Annotated in this window: 18 protein-coding genes; 11 read left to right on the plus strand and 7 right to left on the minus strand. The window is 52.0% G+C overall.

Going from position 1 to position 17,309, the window contains the following annotated elements:
- The first annotated feature begins 1 nt into the window (after position 1).
- The 7 genes from EDM55_RS18070 to EDM55_RS18100 all read left to right on the plus strand — a co-directional run bounded on the left by EDM55_RS18070 (position 2) and on the right by EDM55_RS18100 (position 5,227).
- Positions 2 to 829, plus strand: a complete 828-nt coding sequence (locus EDM55_RS18070; RefSeq protein ID WP_122960973.1) for an ABC transporter ATP-binding protein — start codon at positions 2 to 4, stop codon at positions 827 to 829.
- A gap of 70 nt (positions 830 to 899) precedes the next feature.
- On the plus strand, positions 900 to 1,541 hold the full coding sequence (locus EDM55_RS18075) for a phosphate starvation-inducible protein PhoH (protein WP_246070848.1): 642 nt from the start codon (positions 900 to 902) through the stop codon (positions 1,539 to 1,541).
- Positions 1,538 to 2,146, plus strand: coding sequence for a hypothetical protein (locus EDM55_RS18080; RefSeq protein ID WP_122960974.1), 609 nt, complete (start codon positions 1,538 to 1,540; stop codon positions 2,144 to 2,146). The genes EDM55_RS18075 and EDM55_RS18080 overlap by 4 nt, the downstream gene beginning before the upstream one ends.
- Complete coding sequence (locus EDM55_RS18085) at positions 2,146 to 2,796, plus strand: cell division ATP-binding protein FtsE (protein WP_122960975.1); 651 nt, start codon at positions 2,146 to 2,148, stop codon at positions 2,794 to 2,796. The genes EDM55_RS18080 and EDM55_RS18085 overlap by 1 nt, the downstream gene beginning before the upstream one ends.
- Complete coding sequence (locus EDM55_RS18090; RefSeq protein WP_122961071.1) at positions 2,789 to 3,664, plus strand: cell division protein FtsX; 876 nt, start codon at positions 2,789 to 2,791, stop codon at positions 3,662 to 3,664. Before EDM55_RS18085 ends, EDM55_RS18090 begins: the two co-directional genes overlap by 8 nt.
- Positions 3,657 to 4,616, plus strand: a complete 960-nt coding sequence (locus tag EDM55_RS18095; RefSeq protein WP_122960976.1) for a zinc-binding metallopeptidase family protein — start codon at positions 3,657 to 3,659, stop codon at positions 4,614 to 4,616. Before EDM55_RS18090 ends, EDM55_RS18095 begins: the two co-directional genes overlap by 8 nt.
- Positions 4,617 to 4,648: 32 nt before the next feature.
- A complete protein-coding gene (locus EDM55_RS18100; RefSeq protein ID WP_122960977.1) occupies positions 4,649 to 5,227 on the plus strand; it encodes a hypothetical protein in 579 nt (192 codons plus the stop codon).
- An 80-nt stretch (positions 5,228 to 5,307) separates the two neighbouring features.
- Here EDM55_RS18100 and EDM55_RS18105 read toward each other — a convergent pair whose 3' ends face one another.
- From EDM55_RS18105 to EDM55_RS18125, 5 genes are all read right to left on the minus strand, one after another.
- A complete protein-coding gene (locus EDM55_RS18105; protein ID WP_122960978.1) occupies positions 5,308 to 7,011 on the minus strand; it encodes a CotH kinase family protein in 1,704 nt (567 codons plus the stop codon).
- Positions 7,012 to 7,090: 79 nt separating this feature from the next.
- On the minus strand, positions 7,091 to 7,780 hold the full coding sequence (locus tag EDM55_RS18110) for a DUF4956 domain-containing protein (RefSeq protein WP_122960979.1): 690 nt from the start codon (positions 7,778 to 7,780) through the stop codon (positions 7,091 to 7,093).
- 24 nt (positions 7,781 to 7,804) lie between these two features.
- Complete coding sequence (locus EDM55_RS18115; protein WP_122960980.1) at positions 7,805 to 8,506, minus strand: polyphosphate polymerase domain-containing protein; 702 nt, start codon at positions 8,504 to 8,506, stop codon at positions 7,805 to 7,807.
- 152 nt (positions 8,507 to 8,658) lie between these two features.
- Positions 8,659 to 9,939, minus strand: a complete 1,281-nt coding sequence (locus tag EDM55_RS18120; RefSeq protein ID WP_122961072.1) for a sensor histidine kinase — start codon at positions 9,937 to 9,939, stop codon at positions 8,659 to 8,661.
- Entirely contained in the window at positions 9,932 to 10,618 is a 687-nt protein-coding gene (locus EDM55_RS18125; protein ID WP_122960981.1) for a response regulator transcription factor, read from the minus strand. Before EDM55_RS18125 ends, EDM55_RS18120 begins: the two co-directional genes overlap by 8 nt.
- A gap of 106 nt (positions 10,619 to 10,724) precedes the next feature.
- Here EDM55_RS18125 and EDM55_RS18130 point away from each other — a divergent pair, with 106 nt between their 5' ends.
- The 3 genes from EDM55_RS18130 to EDM55_RS18135 all read left to right on the plus strand — a co-directional run bounded on the left by EDM55_RS18130 (position 10,725) and on the right by EDM55_RS18135 (position 12,542).
- Positions 10,725 to 11,183: an MFS transporter gene (locus tag EDM55_RS18130; protein WP_122960982.1), complete on the plus strand. Its 459-nt coding sequence runs from the start codon at positions 10,725 to 10,727 to the stop codon at positions 11,181 to 11,183.
- Positions 11,150 to 11,344: a hypothetical protein gene (locus EDM55_RS29970; protein WP_148040081.1), complete on the plus strand. Its 195-nt coding sequence runs from the start codon at positions 11,150 to 11,152 to the stop codon at positions 11,342 to 11,344. Before EDM55_RS18130 ends, EDM55_RS29970 begins: the two co-directional genes overlap by 34 nt.
- 100 nt (positions 11,345 to 11,444) lie before the next feature.
- Positions 11,445 to 12,542 (plus strand): nitric oxide synthase oxygenase, encoded by a 1,098-nt coding sequence (locus tag EDM55_RS18135; RefSeq protein WP_122960983.1) that lies wholly within the window; start codon positions 11,445 to 11,447, stop codon positions 12,540 to 12,542.
- A 93-nt stretch (positions 12,543 to 12,635) separates the two neighbouring features.
- Here EDM55_RS18135 and EDM55_RS18140 read toward each other — a convergent pair whose 3' ends face one another.
- The gene (locus tag EDM55_RS18140; protein ID WP_092271842.1) at positions 12,636 to 14,285 is read right to left on the minus strand and encodes a family 10 glycosylhydrolase; all 1,650 of its coding nucleotides are present in this window, start codon (positions 14,283 to 14,285) and stop codon (positions 12,636 to 12,638) included.
- Positions 14,286 to 14,546: 261 nt separating this feature from the next.
- Here EDM55_RS18140 and EDM55_RS18145 point away from each other — a divergent pair, with 261 nt between their 5' ends.
- Entirely contained in the window at positions 14,547 to 15,470 is a 924-nt protein-coding gene (locus tag EDM55_RS18145; protein ID WP_092271971.1) for a lipase family alpha/beta hydrolase, read from the plus strand.
- 50 nt (positions 15,471 to 15,520) lie between these two features.
- Here the strand turns inward: EDM55_RS18145 and EDM55_RS18150 are convergent, their stop codons facing one another.
- The gene (locus EDM55_RS18150; RefSeq protein ID WP_170184336.1) at positions 15,521 to 17,308 is read right to left on the minus strand and encodes an SH3 domain-containing protein; all 1,788 of its coding nucleotides are present in this window, start codon (positions 17,306 to 17,308) and stop codon (positions 15,521 to 15,523) included.
- Between the last annotated feature and the right edge of the window lies 1 nt (position 17,309).

A 17,309-nucleotide genomic window follows, 5' to 3' on the forward strand; every position in this document is an offset into this window, starting at 1 on the left:
GATGAGCGCAAACGCGAAAGCAGCAGAGCATATGTGGCAGGAAGACCTGCTGCAGGTGCGAGCCTTACGAAAAACCTATGCGATCAAAGGATCGAACAAATACAAAATGACGGTGCTGGACGGTGTCAGCCTCTCGATCAAGCCGAACGAAACCGTAGGGCTGGTAGGCGCGAGCGGAGCGGGCAAAAGCACGATCGGGCGAATCATCGCTGGCTTGGAGACGTCGGATAGCGGTCAGCTGATCTATCAGGGCAAAGATTTGCAGCGTATGAGCGCAAAGGAGCGCAAACAGGCAACTTCTTCGATCCAAATGATCTTTCAGGATCCATACGAATCACTGTCGCCGCGCATGACCATCGAACAGCTGGTAGCCGAGCCGCTCGTGATTCAAAAGCTGCATGCGAAAGATTCCGAGCAAAGGCGGCATGCCGTCCGGGATGCTTTGACAGAGGTATCCCTCTCGCCGGATCGTTACATGCAGCGCTATCCGCATGAGCTGTCAGGCGGTGAACGCCAAAGGGTCGGACTGGCCAGAGCCTTCATTACTCGCCCGAAGCTGATTGTGGCTGACGAGCCGACCTCCATGCTTGATACATCGCTGCGCCTTGATCTTTTGCAGCTCATGAAAGAGCTGAGTGAGCGTCACGGCATCGCCTATTTGTTTGTTACCCACGATCTCGCTTTGACCCGTGGATTTTGCGATCGGCTGCTCGTCTTGGATCAGGGAAAAGTCGTCGAGACGGGAACTCCCGAAGAAATTACCGAACAGCCGCAGCATCCATTCACGCAAGGCTTTATCTCGGCACTGCTGGAGCTGGATTCCTTTTAATGCGAGAAGAGAAAACCCGAGTGGCTAAAGAAGGGAAACCATAGAAAAGACACGACAGAGGAGGCCCATTGTGAAGCAGAAGACGAATGACTTTCTGATGCTCGATTCCGGCTGCTGTTTTGGTGAAGCGCGCCTGAGCGACCCGAATTTTCAAGACTTGATGGACTTTATTGATATTTACGATTTGCCGGATCATGACCTGTCCTCTTACAAATGCCTGGTGATTACCGGACTCATCGACCAGGAGTTCCTGTATCGCCACAAGGAAAAGATTCGCGAGTTCCTCGACATGAGAAAGGTGCTGTTCTTCGGGGGCAATCTGTTCCTGGATTGGCTGCCGGGCGGCTCCAGCTTCGTGCCCAAAACGATTCGCAACCACAACGATTACGATGTTTCCATCACGAAGCCGCACCCTATTTTTGAAGGGGTCAAAACGGAAGATATGACCTACAACAAAGGGGTGGCCGGTTTCTTTGCCAGAGGTCATCACCCGCTTCCGGAGGGTGCCGAGGTATTGCTGAACCTGCCGGGCGGTGAGCCGATCACTTATATTGACCGTCACAGCACAAACGGAACGATCCTGGTGCACGCAGGAGGGGATTTGTTTGGCTACAATTCTCCTGTCAAATCTACAGGACGAATCGCGTTCCAGCTTACTCAGTGGGTCCGGGACGAGTACAGCCAGCTTCAAGAAAGAGGTGTGCAGGTATGAGGAAAATAGCGGTCTTATACGGGGGAAGCTCCCAGCATTACCGGAGCTTGCACGAGCCGAAATACCATCGTTACTTTGAAAAAGTGATCTACCTGCCAGACTTGGAGAAGACGTCGCTGGACGAATTTGACGCCCTGCTGGTTCCTTCCCAGCTGCATATGGGCTTGATCATGAAAAACAAAGAGAAGATTCAGGCGTTTGCTGACAACGGCGGAATCGTCGTGGCTTTCGGCCCGCAGCCAAAAGAGTGGATCCCGGGACAAAACTGGGAGCTGCGTCCCACGAATTTCTGGTGGTGGCTGGAGAAGGACGCGAAGAGCGGCCTTGTGCTGAAGAACCCGGAATACGATCTGTTCAAAAACTACATCACGCTGGAGGATGCAACCTGGCATCAGCACGGGGTATACTGGCCGCCAGAAGGTGCAGACATTCTCGTTTCCACAGAAGATGACGGCGCTGTGCTCTACGTAGACAAAGTGAGCTCCAAAGGTACGTGGATCGTGACAACGCTTGACCCCGACTTTCATTTCGGCTCTTACTTCATGCCTGCGACAGAGCGCTTTTTGGACGGATTTCTGCCATGGCTTGCGGAAGGCAAGGTCTGATGATTCGTTTGCAGGACGTCTCCAAGCTCTACGGGCAACGAGCCATTCTCCAGAACCTCCAGTTTCATCTGGGGGCTGGAGAATTTGCATTTTTACAGGGGAGATCGGGGTCAGGGAAAAGTACGCTGCTAAAGCTGCTCTATCGGGATATCGAGGATTTCTCCGGTCAGATCGAGATCAGCGGGGCTCCGATCAGACAAATCCCCAAATACGAGCTGCGCAGGCAGATGGGCATCATTTTTCAATCCTTCGAGCTGTTGGAGCGTAAGACCGTTATGGAAAACGTGGCTTTGGCAGGCGAAGTCATGGGAAAGACGTGGGAGCAGATCAAGCCTGAGGCCAGTCGTCTCTTGGAGAGAGTGGGCTTGAAGGGACTAAAGGATTGCTTCCCCAAGCAGCTTTCAGGTGGAGAACAGCAGCGGGTCGCGATCGTCCGCGCTTTGCTGAATCGCCCCAGCTTGCTTTTGGCAGATGAGCCAACAGGAAATCTGGATAACGAGACAGCGCTGGATGTTATGAGGCTGTTGAAAGAACTGCATGAAGAGGAACAGACGGCGATGCTGATCGTGACGCATTCGGATACGCTCATCGAACAATTTCCCGCGAAGACATGGGTGATGGAAAATGGACAGGTACGTGAACATGAATAATCAAAGAGTCATGTACATGCTCAGGGATGCAAGGGAAGGGATCATGCGAAATCTGGGGGCGGCCACGTCAGCGGCGCTCTTGATTTTTGTGGCGATGGCATTCTGCGGCATTTTGCTGCTCGTGCGTTTGGGCGTCGGCGACCTCATGCACTATCTGGAATCGCAGGTAACGATGAAGGTCTACCTCGATCCGTCCGTGGATACGGAGGCAGTCGCGAAGATCCTGCAGAACAACAGCTATGTGAAAACGGCAGAGGTCGAGACCAAGGAGCAGATGCTCGAACGCCTCTCCTTTTTCTTTACGGGCCGAGAGCATTTGCTGCTTTCATTTCAGGAAAGTGACATACCGGATGCGATTCGGCTGGAGCTTACGGACAAGTCGCAGATGGGGCTGTTTGCAGAACAGCTGGGAGGCATGAAGGAGATCATCAAGGTCGTTTACCCGCAGAAATTTGCAGAGACGATCCTGAAATGGTCGGAGCAAATCAATCAGTATGGGATACTGCTGCTCGCGTTGTTCGTCATTTTGGCGTTTGGCATGGTCTTCATCGCCATGAGTCTCGCCCTCTATCAGAGGAGGCGGGAAATCCGCGTTCGGATGTTAATCGGTGCGAAGCCGGCACAGGTTAGAGGCCAATTCTTGTTTGAGGGTTGGCTGATCGGACTGATCGGGAGTCTTTTGGCTGCAATTGTCGTCTATTTCTTTTTCACGGGCTTGCTGGTTCCCTTGCAGCTGCAGTTCCCATTTGCCCTTCAGTTCTCGATGAATGGGGTCTATTTCACCATGGTGGCCGTCGTGGTTGCAGGTTCGCTGGTCGGGCTGGCTGCCAGCTATGTTTCGACGAGGAAGCTGATCGATCATGCGTAAAAGAGCCATTCTGACACTATCCGCTGTGTTGGCCTTGTCAGTGGCATCGACGGTTTTCGCGCATTTGACGGGAGCCTTCGCTGATTTTTTGGTTACGGTGAACGATGAGAGCACCACGGCAAAGCTCAAGCAGGAAGTAGCCAATACCAAACAGCAAATCAGCGAGCTGACTCCTCGGATCGAGAAGATGAAATCGCAGTACGAAGGCAATCGGCAGGTCGCGGTGGACAAGCTGCAATTTTACAGCGAAATGGGGCTCGATACATGGCTTTCGCTGCTGCTGCAGGAGAGCTCGCCAGCCGATGTCATGGGGAGTCAGTGGCTGATTGAACGCAACCTCGACGCGTACATGCGTGATTTGGATCAGCTTTACCTGGAGTACAAGCAGCTCGTGACCACGAAAGAAACGCTTGCTGGCCACGAAAAACTGCTGGCTGTCATCCAGGAGAATTTGGCGGCGAGAGGAGCATTTTTGGCTGACAACCCAGAGCTGCCGCTCGATCAGCTTGCCAACTATCTGGATATCGACTGGATGTCAGAGGTTGAGCCCAAGCTTATGGCTTTCCTGGAGGAGGACCGCTCGCTGACCGAGCAGCACACAAGGGAATGGGCGATGTCTGCACAGGAGGGCCATGGCTACAAGCTGCCGGAAACATGGCTGAATGAACGAAGCCAGCTGAAATACTTTTTCCGATCCGATCATATCTACACCGTCTTTCAAAAGCCCAACCTGCACGTCATTTTGATTGGTCAGGTGTTGAAAGCGCAGGACGGAGTCGCCACGTTGACGTATGAAGCGGGATTTTTCAACGGCTTTCTCATGCCGGGTACGCTCATTGAGGAGCTAAAAGGATTCCGGATCCCGACCGAGCAGCTGCAGCTTTTGCCGGGAGTCCAGAAAGACATTCATGTACAGCAGTCCAGCGGAGCACTGCTTTTACAAAAACCGTAACGAACTTCAGCAGGAAGGGGACAAAAGAACGAATGAAAAGAAGTCTGTTATTACTGTGCATGCTGCTCGCGCTGATCATGCCTACGAACGCGCTGGCGCATATCACCAACGAGCAAAATCTATACGAAGACCTGCAATATTCGGAGGCGAAAGCACAGATCGTCTACCTGAGCGGCCTGGGAGTCATCGCGGCTGATCACGGGACAGCCTTGTTCTCGCCAAAGGAAAAACTAACGCGCGCCGATCTCGCTTATTGGGCAGGCTCTTTTTTCAAATTGGCAGGAAAAGAAGCAAAGCATGAGGAAATCGCACAGGCACCTGTGGACCCTACCGAATGGGAAGGGAGAACCATAGAGGAATCGTGGATGGTGAGCAGCGACGGCAGTCAGGAAAAGCAGCTTCAGCTCATTCAATTCACAAAATCGACAGAGCAGGCACAGCAAGCAGCGAGTCAGCCAGCGGATAACGACCATGCCAATCATGCGAATCACGGGCAGACAGATCCCGCAGTACAGGAGGAGGGTGCAGGCTTTCCGTTCGTTCCTGTCATGTTGGTAGTCTTGCTGGTGGGGATTGTCGGGGCTTTGCTTTTTGGCAGGAAGAAGAAATAGCTGCAAAAGAAGAAGCTTGACGGAGCAGGAGCAGGTATAAAGTAAGAGCCCGAGGCAGAAGCGCTCGGGCTTTACTATGTCTACGATCTCCTGCGTTTGTAAAAGAACGCGTAGACGATCCCTACTAGGAGGATGACGATGAAGCTCGATATTTCCATGATGGTAGTCATCGAGTAACCTTGGTTGGCCGCAGCTTTGCCACCGGGACCACCAGCCCCCATAGGTGGGCGTTCGCCACGGTTTTGCCCGTTGCCCATCTGAGGCGGCTCTCCGGGATTAGCGCCACCACCAGGACCGTCCACTCCACCTGAGGTACTGGCTTCTACTACCAGATCGCCAGATAGCTGTGCCGAGATAGAGGCTGCACGTTTCACAGCGAACTGCACCAGGCTTTTCTCTCCTGACACACTCTCTTTATATTGCTCGGTTGAATAGAACTTGGTTGGGTCCTTTTCAACATACGGTGTAATCAGGGTGGCGATGTCTGCTGTCGCCTTCCCCATATACTCTTCGGTGAAGTAGCTGGTGGCGATCTCCTGCAAATACTCGTTGTACTTCGCCCGATATTCATCGACCGACAAGAGGGCATTCAGCAGTGGACGGTCTTCCAGCGTGGTACCGGAGACAGGCGTCGTGATGCTGAAATTGATGTTATCCTCACTCATAAAATTGGCAGCCATATCTGCCATTCCGCCGCCACCGCCAGGAAATTGTCCTCTCTGCATGTTGTTTTGACCGTTCCCCGCTTTGTTAGCGGCGGCTTGGTTGGCGTTCGGGTTAGCAGCTTGCTGAGCATTTGCTTTATTTTCTGCCTGCTTGCCTGCGTTGTTTTGCTGCCCAGCTTCCCCTGGTCTGCCTCCACCTCCGCCCCCGAAGCCGCCAAACGACATGTTGTAGTCCCACGGCAAGATGGAGAAGACGCCGTTTTCTTCATACAGGTAGTAGTTGTGCTTTAGGTTGCCCTGATAATGGTCCAGATTGACCACGGCTGTATTTACAGCGAAGTAGCGGAGCATCTCGTCCACATCCAAGTACTTCTCAATGTCGCCGCCGTGATTGATGGCATCGAGCATTTCGATCAGCTCGGACTGGTCTTTCGTGTCCTTGTTGGTTTTCAGATTCATCCCAGAATAATCGGAGATGTCGTCGCTGATCCACTTCAGGTCACTGCCGGTTCCATCCGGCTTGTACAAATCGCCCCGGGCATTTTCGAAGTTTTGCTGCAGGAATGTCTCCTCAATCGCTTCCACACCGAGGTACAAGCCCCATTCCTTGCCGTTAATCGTGACGTACATGTACGAAAAATTCGGAGTGGAGACCCCCATCTTTTTCATCAAGGAGTACGCCAAATACTCCCTCATTTGTGATGGATCCGAGTAGTTATTGTTGAGATTCAGCTTTTTTAAGCCGTGCAAATTTTGTTCATCCACGTACTTGTCAAAATCAATCTTCCAGCTGTAACGATCAGAGTCTTCCATTTGCGCCACGGAACGCAAGGTCAGGTTCCCTTTTGTCCGAAAGCCTACATTTTCTACCTTCTCGCCGTTGATGACGACATCGGCGGAGTACATCTCTTCATCCAGTGGACTTTCCAGCATTTTTTTAAAATCCGCCTCATCGACTGTGATATCGACAGTCGTCACTTTGCTTTGGTCAAATACATCGGTCGCGTACGTTTGCCCCTGCCCGTTGATGGTGACACCGAGCTTGGGAAGCACGCCCATGACGACGATGAAAATGACCAGCATAAAAGCGACGGAGGCCGCAATGTACTTGTTTTTCATGCCATAGTACTCCTTTCGTTTCCCTAGAAAAAAGGCGAGCATAGAGGAAAGATCCATGCTCGCTTTCTGGGAACCTTTTCTATGCAGTGAAATTGCCGTCGTAGCTGAGCATCATGGCCGACTGCACACCTTCCATGCCCGAGATTTTATTCACAAACCCCGTGTCGTTTTTCTTAACGCGAATCTCGTAAATCATCTCCAGATCGTTGCCAGGTGTTACGGATTTCGATTTGACAGAGTGCTTGATGGCTTGGGCAGACACGATATGCGCTAGCGAAGTTTCGATAGCAGGATCGTTGTAGCGTACGATCAGCAGGAACGGATTTTCGACGGTCAGACGGTTGATGAAGAACAAGAGAACCAAGCCGATCAGGATGGCACCGATAATGACCAGCGGGATGAAGCCAGCGCCGCACAGGATACCGGAAGCAACGGCCCAGAAAATGTAGACGATGTCCATCGGGTCTTTAATCGGCGTACGGAAACGAACAATCGACAGTGCGCCGACCATCCCGAGAGATAACAGGACGTTGGACGAAACACCCATAATAATCAGGGCCGTAGCCATCGTCATGACAATCAGGGAGATGCTGAATGTATGCGAGTACATCACACCCGCAAAGGTCTTTTTGTAAACAACGTAGATAAAGAGTCCGACGGCAAAAGCCGCTGCGAGCGAAATCAGGGAGTCGACGACGGAAAAGCTGGTCGTATTCTCAAGAAAGCTCGACTTGAAAATGTCGCTAAAGTTGATGGTATTGGTGTTCATCTTTCTGATCCTCCTAAGTAGTTGTTATCCAAACATTCTGCTGATCTGGTATTTGGAAAAAGCGCTTTTACGGCGGTCCGTCACCTGCAGCATTTTCCGGATAATATCGGGCAGGTATTCGTCATATTTCACTTCCAGCACGACCATGTTTGGTTCGAGTGTATCGATCATGATCACGTCTGGATTCAGCAGATCATTGTTCCGGAAGCTGGTTTTGATCGAGCTGTCAAAGGTGACGCGAACATTCCCATGCTCATAGATGAAGACCTCACGTTCGTAATCGACGATGGTAACGGGTTTTAGCTGATACAGGGTCATCTGCACGTAAAGCTCCCGGATCAGGTCGCGGGGGTCGGCGTGCATCCATTCGATATCCCCGTGCCGCATGCGTTCATATTCCTCGGCGGTGATTCGGCATTTTGTTTTCTGGCACAGGTTGTCGACCTTGGACTTTTTCTCCAGATGCAAAAGCTCGGTATTGTAGTCATACAGCCTTACCCGATATTTGTCGCGGCGATAGAAGCCCTCTTTCTTTTGCGTCATGATCTTGTCATCAAGATTGTCGAAGTAAACGCTGCGGATTACGTACCTTCCGTTTTCATTCGCATGGGGATCAGGCTTCATCATGTGCTGAAGATTATGTCGAAGAAGGAAGCAATCCATCTTGGAAATCTCATGCTTGAGCTCTACACGCCCCTTGAATGCAGGCTGTTCCGATTTGTGCATCGCTGCTCACACTCCTTTATGTCAGGCTGTCTCTTGCTTGATTCACAGTATATTTACTAAAACTTAAAGAAAGCTTAAAACGCCCGGACAAGAAAAAACGACCTGCCATCCGTCATGGTCGCGACGGTTGAGGCAGGTCGTTTTGTATAGCGTTACTTTGGCAGCTTGATTCGAATGATCGTTCCTTTTGGCTGGTTGTGAAGCGCCTTGATCGTCCCGTGGTGACTGTTCACGATCCACTGAGCGATGGAGAGCCCGAGTCCGGCGCCTCCTTTTTCCCGGGAGCGCGCTTTGTCCTCGCGATAAAATCGGTCAAAAATTTGCTGCAGTCCTTCCTCGCTGATGCCAATCCCCGTATCGCTGATTTCACAGTGGACAAAGTGGTCGTCTGAGCTGGTTTTGACCAGGATGCTATCGTTTTTTCCTGTGTATTTGATCGCGTTGTCCAAAAGAATCACGAGGAGCTGATGGATTCTGCTCTTATCCGCTTGAAGGGTCGCGCCAGATTGTGCCTCGACCCATAGATGCTTGGATTGCGACTGCGCCAGCTCGATGTACGGCTCACAAACCTCCTGGACAAAAGGATCGAGCTCAAGGGGTTGCTTGACCAGCTGTGTCTCGCTGGAGTCGGCTCTCGCCAAAGTCAGTAGATCAGTCGTGAGCTTGGATAAACGGCGTGTTTCGGAGAGAACCAGAGCGATTGACTCGAACCTGTCCATGATCCTTTCATAAGGTGTCGTGAGCAAAAGCTCGACCTTGTTTTGAATAATCGTCAACGGCGTGCGCAGCTCGTGGGATGCATTTTCCACAAACTCGACCTGTTTGTTCCAGGAGCGAATGATCGGTTTCATTGTCTGGCGGGACAAAATAAAGCTCGCTGCCAACGACAACAGAATGAAAAGAACGGAACAGATGATCAGGATGGTTTGAAAATTGTGAATGACGTTCTGCTCCCCATCGACGTTGACTAAAAGCTGAATGGTGGCAATCTCGTCCTGTGGATTGGGATCAGGCAGCGTCAGTGATCGAAAGTGGTATTGTCCATCGATGACAATGGTCGTTGGCGGATCACTCGGCACCAAAGCCAGATCCGAGAAAATATCTCCGTAATATCCGATGTTGCCTTCCGTGTTGATTAATTCACCGTGTTGATTCCAGGTGAGAATCGTGATGCGCGGATTAGGCATGAAGGGCATGGGACCGCGCTGTCTTTCATCAGGTGGGCCGTAGGTTCGCTTTTGCAGCGGAGGCAAGCCCTGCTGCTCGATGTTTCTTTTGAACGAAAACAGGTCCACATCCGTCTTGGAGTACAGCGTCAGCTTCATCTGGCTGAAAATGATCAGACCGAATATGGAAAAGATCAGGGTGAAGGCGATGAAATTGTAGATCACGAAGGTCATTTTCTGCCGGGTAATGATTTTATTCTCACTCATCGCCATCACCGGATTCCGTCAGCATGTACCCGAGTCCGCGAAATGTCTTGATGTACTTGTCGTAGCCGTACTTCTTCAAATTTTTGCGGAGGTTGCTGGCGTACACCTCGACGACTGATGTGGACGTATCGGAGTCAAAGCCCCAGATGCGATCAAAGATCTGCTCCTTGGTCAGGATGGTATTGCGGTTGTTGAGCAGGTATTCCAACAGGTCGTATTGCTTCCCGCTCAATTTCAGTACGTCGTCGCCGATGCTGACCTGATAGTTTTTCGTATTGATTTGCAGGTCCAAAAAGCGCAGCGTCTGGTCGTTAAAATCACCGACTCTGCGACGAACGAGAGCTTCGAGACGCAGGAGGAGCTCCTCCCGGTGAAACGGCTTCACCAAATAATCGTCGGCTCCTTTTTTGAAGCCGTGGATTTTGTCATCAATCCCGTCCTTGGCGGTAAGCATGATGACGGGAGTCGTTACGTGCTGCGCGCGGAGCTGTTCGAGCACCTCATAGCCGTTCAAATGGGGCAGCATGATGTCCAGAATGATGACATCAAATATATTTTGTGCAGCTAAAAACAAGCCTTCCTCGCCGTCAAAGGCCTGCGTCGTTTCAAACAGGGATTGTGCCGTTTCCTTGATCGTATCCGACAGATGATGGTCATCTTCAATAATTAACAGCTTCATAAAAAAACACCTCAATATGTAGGATAACCATGGATTATGTCACTACTATGTCCAAATAAGGTCGTGACTTCCAATTGACACACTTTCCCTTATCGAGTAGGCATCCATGGCGGGCTTTTTGCCGCAGGCGTTGATCGGGCCTTTTGCCGACCTGTTTGTTGCAGCGACTAGTCTGGGGCTTGCCATCATCTTTCTGATGGGGGAGCGGCCGCTCTGGGTCATTTATCTCGTGTTGGGCTTGCGTTCAATTGGCACGGCGTTTCACATGCCTTCCATGCAGGCGTCGATTCCGCTGATAGCCACTGAGGATCAATTGATGCGCGTGCAGGGCTGGACCCAGCTGCTGTCCTCCGCGACGATTGTAATCGGCCCGATGCTGGGCGCCTTTATGCTGGCTATGTTTTCGATGGAGCATGTGCTGCTGATCGATATCGTTGGTGCTGTTTTGGCGAGCCTATCCTTGCTGCTGGTGCGCATCCCGCAGCCTGAGCGCAAAGCCAATGAAGTGGCAAAGCCAAACATGTGGGGCTTTTGCCGACTTCCGGCTATATCGCTTTCGTCGTGATCGCTTGCCTGATGGGCGTATCTGGGCTGGCAGAGGTATTGGGAGTAGCGATGTGGTTTGTGATCTCGGGTTCTTTGATTGTGCTGGTGGCGATCTGGATGTATTTTGTCCCAGTGGTGGGTAGCTGCGGCGGGCGGAAGCACCAAAATAATGCTGCGTAACGGGGTTTCTAACAGATCTGTGACGTATGTGCTAGGAGATTGGTAATGAGCCCGGTAAAAAACTATAATGGGGACAACACGAGCGTGAAAAGAGGGCACTATGGAACATCGAGAACTGTTAGCGGCCGCTGAGCGCTTCATCCACACGTGCTACGGCGAGCTGGAGAAAACACCGCAAGAGCTGGAAAAACGCCTGCAGGAAGTGCGCGAATCGATCGCGGCACATGGAACGTATGAGCATACAGCCGAGGAGCTGCGCCATGGAGCAAAAATGGCATGGCGAAACAGCAATCGCTGCATCGGACGATTTTTTTGGGAAACGCTGCATGTATTTGATGCACGCGAGGTCAAAACCGAGGAACAGATGGCCAAAGCCTTGTTTCATCATATCGAGTACGCGACAAACGGCGGGAAGATACGTCCGACCATTACCGTATATGCGCCTCATCGCGAGGGCCAGCCGCAGCTGCGTATTTGGAATCACCAGTTGATCCGGTATGCTGGCTATGAGACGGAATACGGCGTGCTGGGCGATCCGGCGTCGCTTGCGCTGACCCGACTATGCGAGAGCCTGGGCTGGCAGGGAGAAGGCACTCACTTCGACATCCTGCCGCTGGTCCTTCAGCTGGGGGACAACCGTCCACAGTTTTTTGAAATTCCGCGAGAGCTGGTGATCGAGGTCCCGATCGTGCATCCCGAGCACGCATCGATTGCTGATTTGCAGTTGAAGTGGTACGGGGTCCCCATTGTCGCGGACATGCGAATGGAAATTGGGGGCATCAATTATCTGTCGGCGCCGTTCAACGGCTGGTACATGGGAACGGAAATCGGAGCGAGAAACTTCGCGGATGAGCAGCGCTACAACCTGCTGCCGAAAGTAGCCGATCTCCTGAATCTGGACACTAGCCGCGAATCAACACTCTGGAGGGATAAAGCGCTGATCGAGCTGAACGTAGCGGTGCTGCATTCTTTTAGGGAGCAAGGCGTGTCTATTGTCGATCACCACACGGCGAGCCAGCAATTCCAGCGGTTTGAAGAGCGGGAAAAGAAAAAGGAGCGCGCCGTTACAGGGGATTGGACGTGGCTGATTCCACCGATATCACCTGCAGCTACGCATATTTTTCACAGCTCCTACGATAACCGGATGGAATCGCCGAATTTCCACTACCAGGCAAAGCCGGATTCCCCCCAAATATAGCTGAATACAGCATGGAAGATGCCAATAGGAAACCCCCGAACCTGACAGCGATTATGCGCTGCTCCTGCTCGGGGGTTTTTGCTGTTATCTAACCTAGCGGCTGTAGTAGCTGCTGAGCGCCTGTATCAGACCGAGCGGGTTTTTCCGCAAGTCTTTGGCACTGAAGAAGATGCTGCCCTTCACTTCTGGATGAAGAGCGTTGTAATCGAGCTGGTTGATGATCTCCTGTGCATTTTGCCAGCCAGCCTCGGCGGTTCCCAGCTTGTAAGGAGAGTGACCGATGTAGAGCTTCACGTTCGTACCACGTACCTCGTCGGACCACCAGGTGACGAGCTTGTCGTATTGAGCTGGTGCAAAGGACATACTCCAGTAAATTTGCGGAGTCACGTAGTCCAGCCAGCCTTGTTTGATCCAAGTCCGCACGTCTGCATACATGTTGTCGTACGCGGTGACACCTGCTTTTGTATCGGAACCGGTTGGATCGACGGCTATGTTCCGCCAAACACCAAACGGACTGATACCGAACTGTACACCTGGCTTCGCGCTTTTGATCGATGCGTTCAGCTGCTGGACAAACTGGTTGATGTTGTCGCGGCGCCAGTCGGCTTTGTTCGCGATTTTTTTACTGTTGTAGGTTTTATAGGTAGCATCGTCGTTAAAGGTGCCGTTGGATGGATAGAAGTAGTCATCCAGGTGGACACCATCGATGTCGTAGCGCGAGACCACTTCCATGATTTCTCTGATGATCTGCTGACGCGCCTGCGGAATCCCTGGATTGATGTACAGCTTGCTGCTGGAATTGACGATCCAATCTGGATGCTGCTTCACGACATGATTGGCGGCGAGCTGATCCGTCTTGGCGTCTGTATTGGCTCGGAACGGGTTGAACCAGGCGTGGAACTCCATGCCGCGTCTATGTGTTTCCTCAATCATGAAAGCGAGCGGGTCGTATCCCGGATTTTTGCCTTGTGTACCCGTCAAAACTTTTGACCAAGGAACGAGGGAGGACGGATACAGCGCATCTGCGGAAGGGCGTACCTGCACAAATACGGTGTTCATGCCCATGCCTTGCAGTTCATCGAGCAGTTGGACGTACTCCTGCTGCTGTTTGGTTTGATTGTTGTAAGAGCCGGTGGACGGCCAGTCGAGATTGAAAACCGTGGAGATCCAAACACCGCGCATGGAGCCTCCCGTATCGACAGGTGTAGTCGGAACAGGGACCGGAACAGGATCGGGATCGATTTCTTGATCAGTTATGGGGATGTCGATCTCCTCATTGGCAGGTGCATCGATGTCGATTGTGTCCGTGCGCAAGGTAATGGTTCGCGTCGACTGCTCCCAGCTGACTTTGAGGCCAAGCTGCTCGGAAACAAAGCGGAGGGGGACCATGACGCGGCCTTGTTTGTTTTGTGCGGAAGCATCCAGCGGTACGCTTCCATCGTTGACCAGCGCGTATGCTTGGTTGACCGTCATGGACAGAACGGTGTCATCTTTTAAGATCGTTGCGGTTTGCTTGTTTTGATCCCAGTAAACTTCGGCGCCCAGACTTTCGCTGATTACCCGAAGGGGCACCATTGTGACGTTTACTTTGGGAAGTATGTACGGAGCGACGTCACTTTTGACCTGCTGTCCGTCTAAGTAAATGCTGATCTCGGGTGTTGATTGCGCCTGCACGGATAGGCCCATCGCGGGTATGCACAGGACGAACATGAGCAAAAGCGTAAACCACTTGCGCAACTTCATTTTGCCAATCCTCCGACAAGTAATGTTTTTCATCCAAAAGGAAACGTTTCAAACCGTATAGGGATTCTGTAACGTTAGACGTTTATTATAGCGCTTTGTTTCGATAGAAAGAGGGGACAATTGTATCATTTTCATAGATTCGCACTCGCGATCCGAATAGCTCGGAACCATCCAAGCCAAACCGGAATAGGCAAAGACATAGCGATTTTTCCACGCAGCAAAGAGAGGAAGGGAAACGTGGTCTACCTCCACACGCAAAAGATGCCGATTGTTTTTGTTCCTGGCTTGTTTGGTTCCATGAGTGATCAGATTGTGCCCGGAACAGGGGATTGGAATTTTGGTTTGGCGAAAACAGCCTACGAGCCGATGATGCAGCTCTTGGAGAGCATGGACTATCGTATGGGGAAAGAGCTGTTCGTCGCTTTTTACGACTGGAGACAGCCTATCGCCTATACGGCTGAGTACCTCATGCAGACGATCGCTTGGGCAAAGCAGGAAACGGGATTTGACATGGTCCATTTGATTTGCCATAGCATGGGCGGACTTGTGGGGCGAGCCTACGTACAAAGCGATGCGTATCAAAACGATGTCGCACAGATGATTATTTTAGCTACGCCGAATGCGGGATCTCCGGTCAGCTATTGCTACTGGGCTGGTGGAAAGCTGCCGCAATCCGTTGCCCCGACAAAGAACGTGGTGGAGCTGTACATGACTGTGTATCTGGCGTATTTGGAGCGTGGGCTGCCCCGCAACAGGATCGAGGCGATTCACCGCAATTTCCCCAGTCTGCTCGATCTCGTGCCTGCCCGCGCGTACGGGGACTATTTGCTGGAGAGAAGGGACGGAATCGAGATGTTCGTCCCGTACGACTCCTTGCTCGTCAAAAACAGAGTGCTGGATGAATTAAATGAACAGATGCACATCATTCCCGCCAGAGGCATTCCTGTCACGCTCGTTGCCGGAATTGGCCAAAATACCGTTCAGTACCTCAAAACGGTGCCTCCCCTCTCCCCGGTAAAATGGGTCGACGGACGTGTCGTGGGTGCGATCCACAGCGATATGGGAGACGGGAACGTGATGATGGATAGCGTCTTTGCCCTGCAAGGGGAGAAATACGTGGTAGAGGCCAACCATCTCGATATCCTGACAAAGAGCGAGGCCATTATAAAATACAAGCTTCAGTAGGAAGGAAAGGGGTGCCTTCCTGCTACTGAAGCTTTTCGTTTTTGGCAGGGCTAGTTCGCTGTTTTCGGCGTCTCAATCCAGCCTTCCTTGCCGTCAAACTGGATTTGGTACCAGCCATTCAGATCGGTAACGACCTGGATGGAACTGTCCAGAGAGACTTGGCCAATGACTTTGTATTCCTTGCCAGGACCGGCATAAACGTCTACTGAATGCCCTGCAGAGGGAGTGTGAGGCACCTCTACTGATGGCGCGCCTGGAAGCTCTGGGGTGCCTTGCCCGCTTTGAGAGTCCCCTTCTTCCTCAGTCGCAGAGGGCGAGGCGGGATCAGCTGGCTCTTCGTGTTCCGGCTGAAGATCCTCCAGCTTTGCCACATACTCCAAGCCTTTTCTGCCGAATTCAAACGAAGCCAACTCGTGTTCACCCGGTCCTACAGCATTCTTCACAATGACCCGCGCCGCATCTTCTATGGTCAAGTCATCTGCTTCGATGACGAATCGCGTATCGAAACTGTTTTTGGATAGCTGCGGAACGACACCTGTATATAGGTAAGCGCGCTCCTTCCCAACTGATGAAACGAGGAGGACGGGGCTATCGTGATCATCCTCCAGCTTGGAGAGCGTAAAGGTAAAGTCTGTATCGATGTCCAAGGCTAGATCGAAGGATACGGGAGCCTCGTTCTCGGTGGGCTTTGCTGCAAAATAGATGCGGCGCTCCTTCTGATCGACGCCGATCGCATAGGTCTTCGCACCCCAGTGGTCGCTGCCTGTGAAAACCGGATCGAACGCTTGATCCGGGTATTTTTGCTGCAGGAGACGAGAGGGGTCAAACTGCGTCCAAGGCTCGTCCACTCCAGCCAGCAGTGAAGAGGTGTCCAATAAACCGCTGAGCTCCTGGTACAGGTCTGTTGCTTTCGTGAATTTATGCTGCTTGGCATATTTCTCCGCTTGCTCGATCAGGCTCTGCAAATGAGTCTCGATCGTCGCCAAAACCTCCGATTTATCCGGCAGCACATTTTGGATTTGCCGGTACGCCTTTGCCATGGCAACAAAGCCCGGCAGGTCGTTTTGCCTGATGACTCGCCCAATTTCGCCTTTGGCATAGCGCTCGAGCTGCTTTTGGAGCCAATCGGAGGATATTCCCTCCTGTCTGTACAGCTCGATGCTCTTGGCGGTTTGCGTGATAACATCCAGAAACGAGAGCGAATCCGCCCGTTCTTGAAGCTTGGCCGTTTCATAGCGGCGGAAGTGTGTTTCGAGCTCTTGCGCCTTCTTTTCCGTGCCTCCGAAAAATTCATCAGGAACGAGGACGAGCGTATGGATCAAGGCTTGCTGATCGCTGACCTGCAAGGACTGCATTTGAGCTTTCGCATGCTGGATTGCTTGCTGGTAGTACGCACTCCAGCCCTTTTCCAGGCCAAGCCGCGTAGAGATCGTCTGAAAAAAGGTAGCGGCCTGTGCTTCCTGTCGCCCTTCTACCTCTCGCTTGAAGGATTGATAGCTGCGATAGGTTTGGAGAACCTCTTCTTCCCGGTTGTCCTTGATAGCAGGCTGAGCCTGCCTGGAGAGGGATTCCAGCTCCTCTCGAATGTCCGTCAGACCCGACATCTGAGTAGTCCACGCCTCATCCCCGTACTCGATGCCTGCATGTTCATTTGCTTTTGCGAAGGTTTCTTCTGCTTTAACCAGATCCTTGGCTTCGTAGTAAGCCAGCGCCTGATCATACAGCTTGATTTTTTGCAGGCTCCACCCGATTTTCAGCGCGACGCCAATGACGGCAGCCACGACGAGCACCAGCATCAGATTGCGAGACCAAAGCGATTTTTGATAGGAAGAAATCATA

The organism is Brevibacillus centrosporus, assembly GCF_003710815.1.
Lineage (GTDB): Bacteria > Bacillota > Bacilli > Brevibacillales > Brevibacillaceae > Brevibacillus > Brevibacillus centrosporus.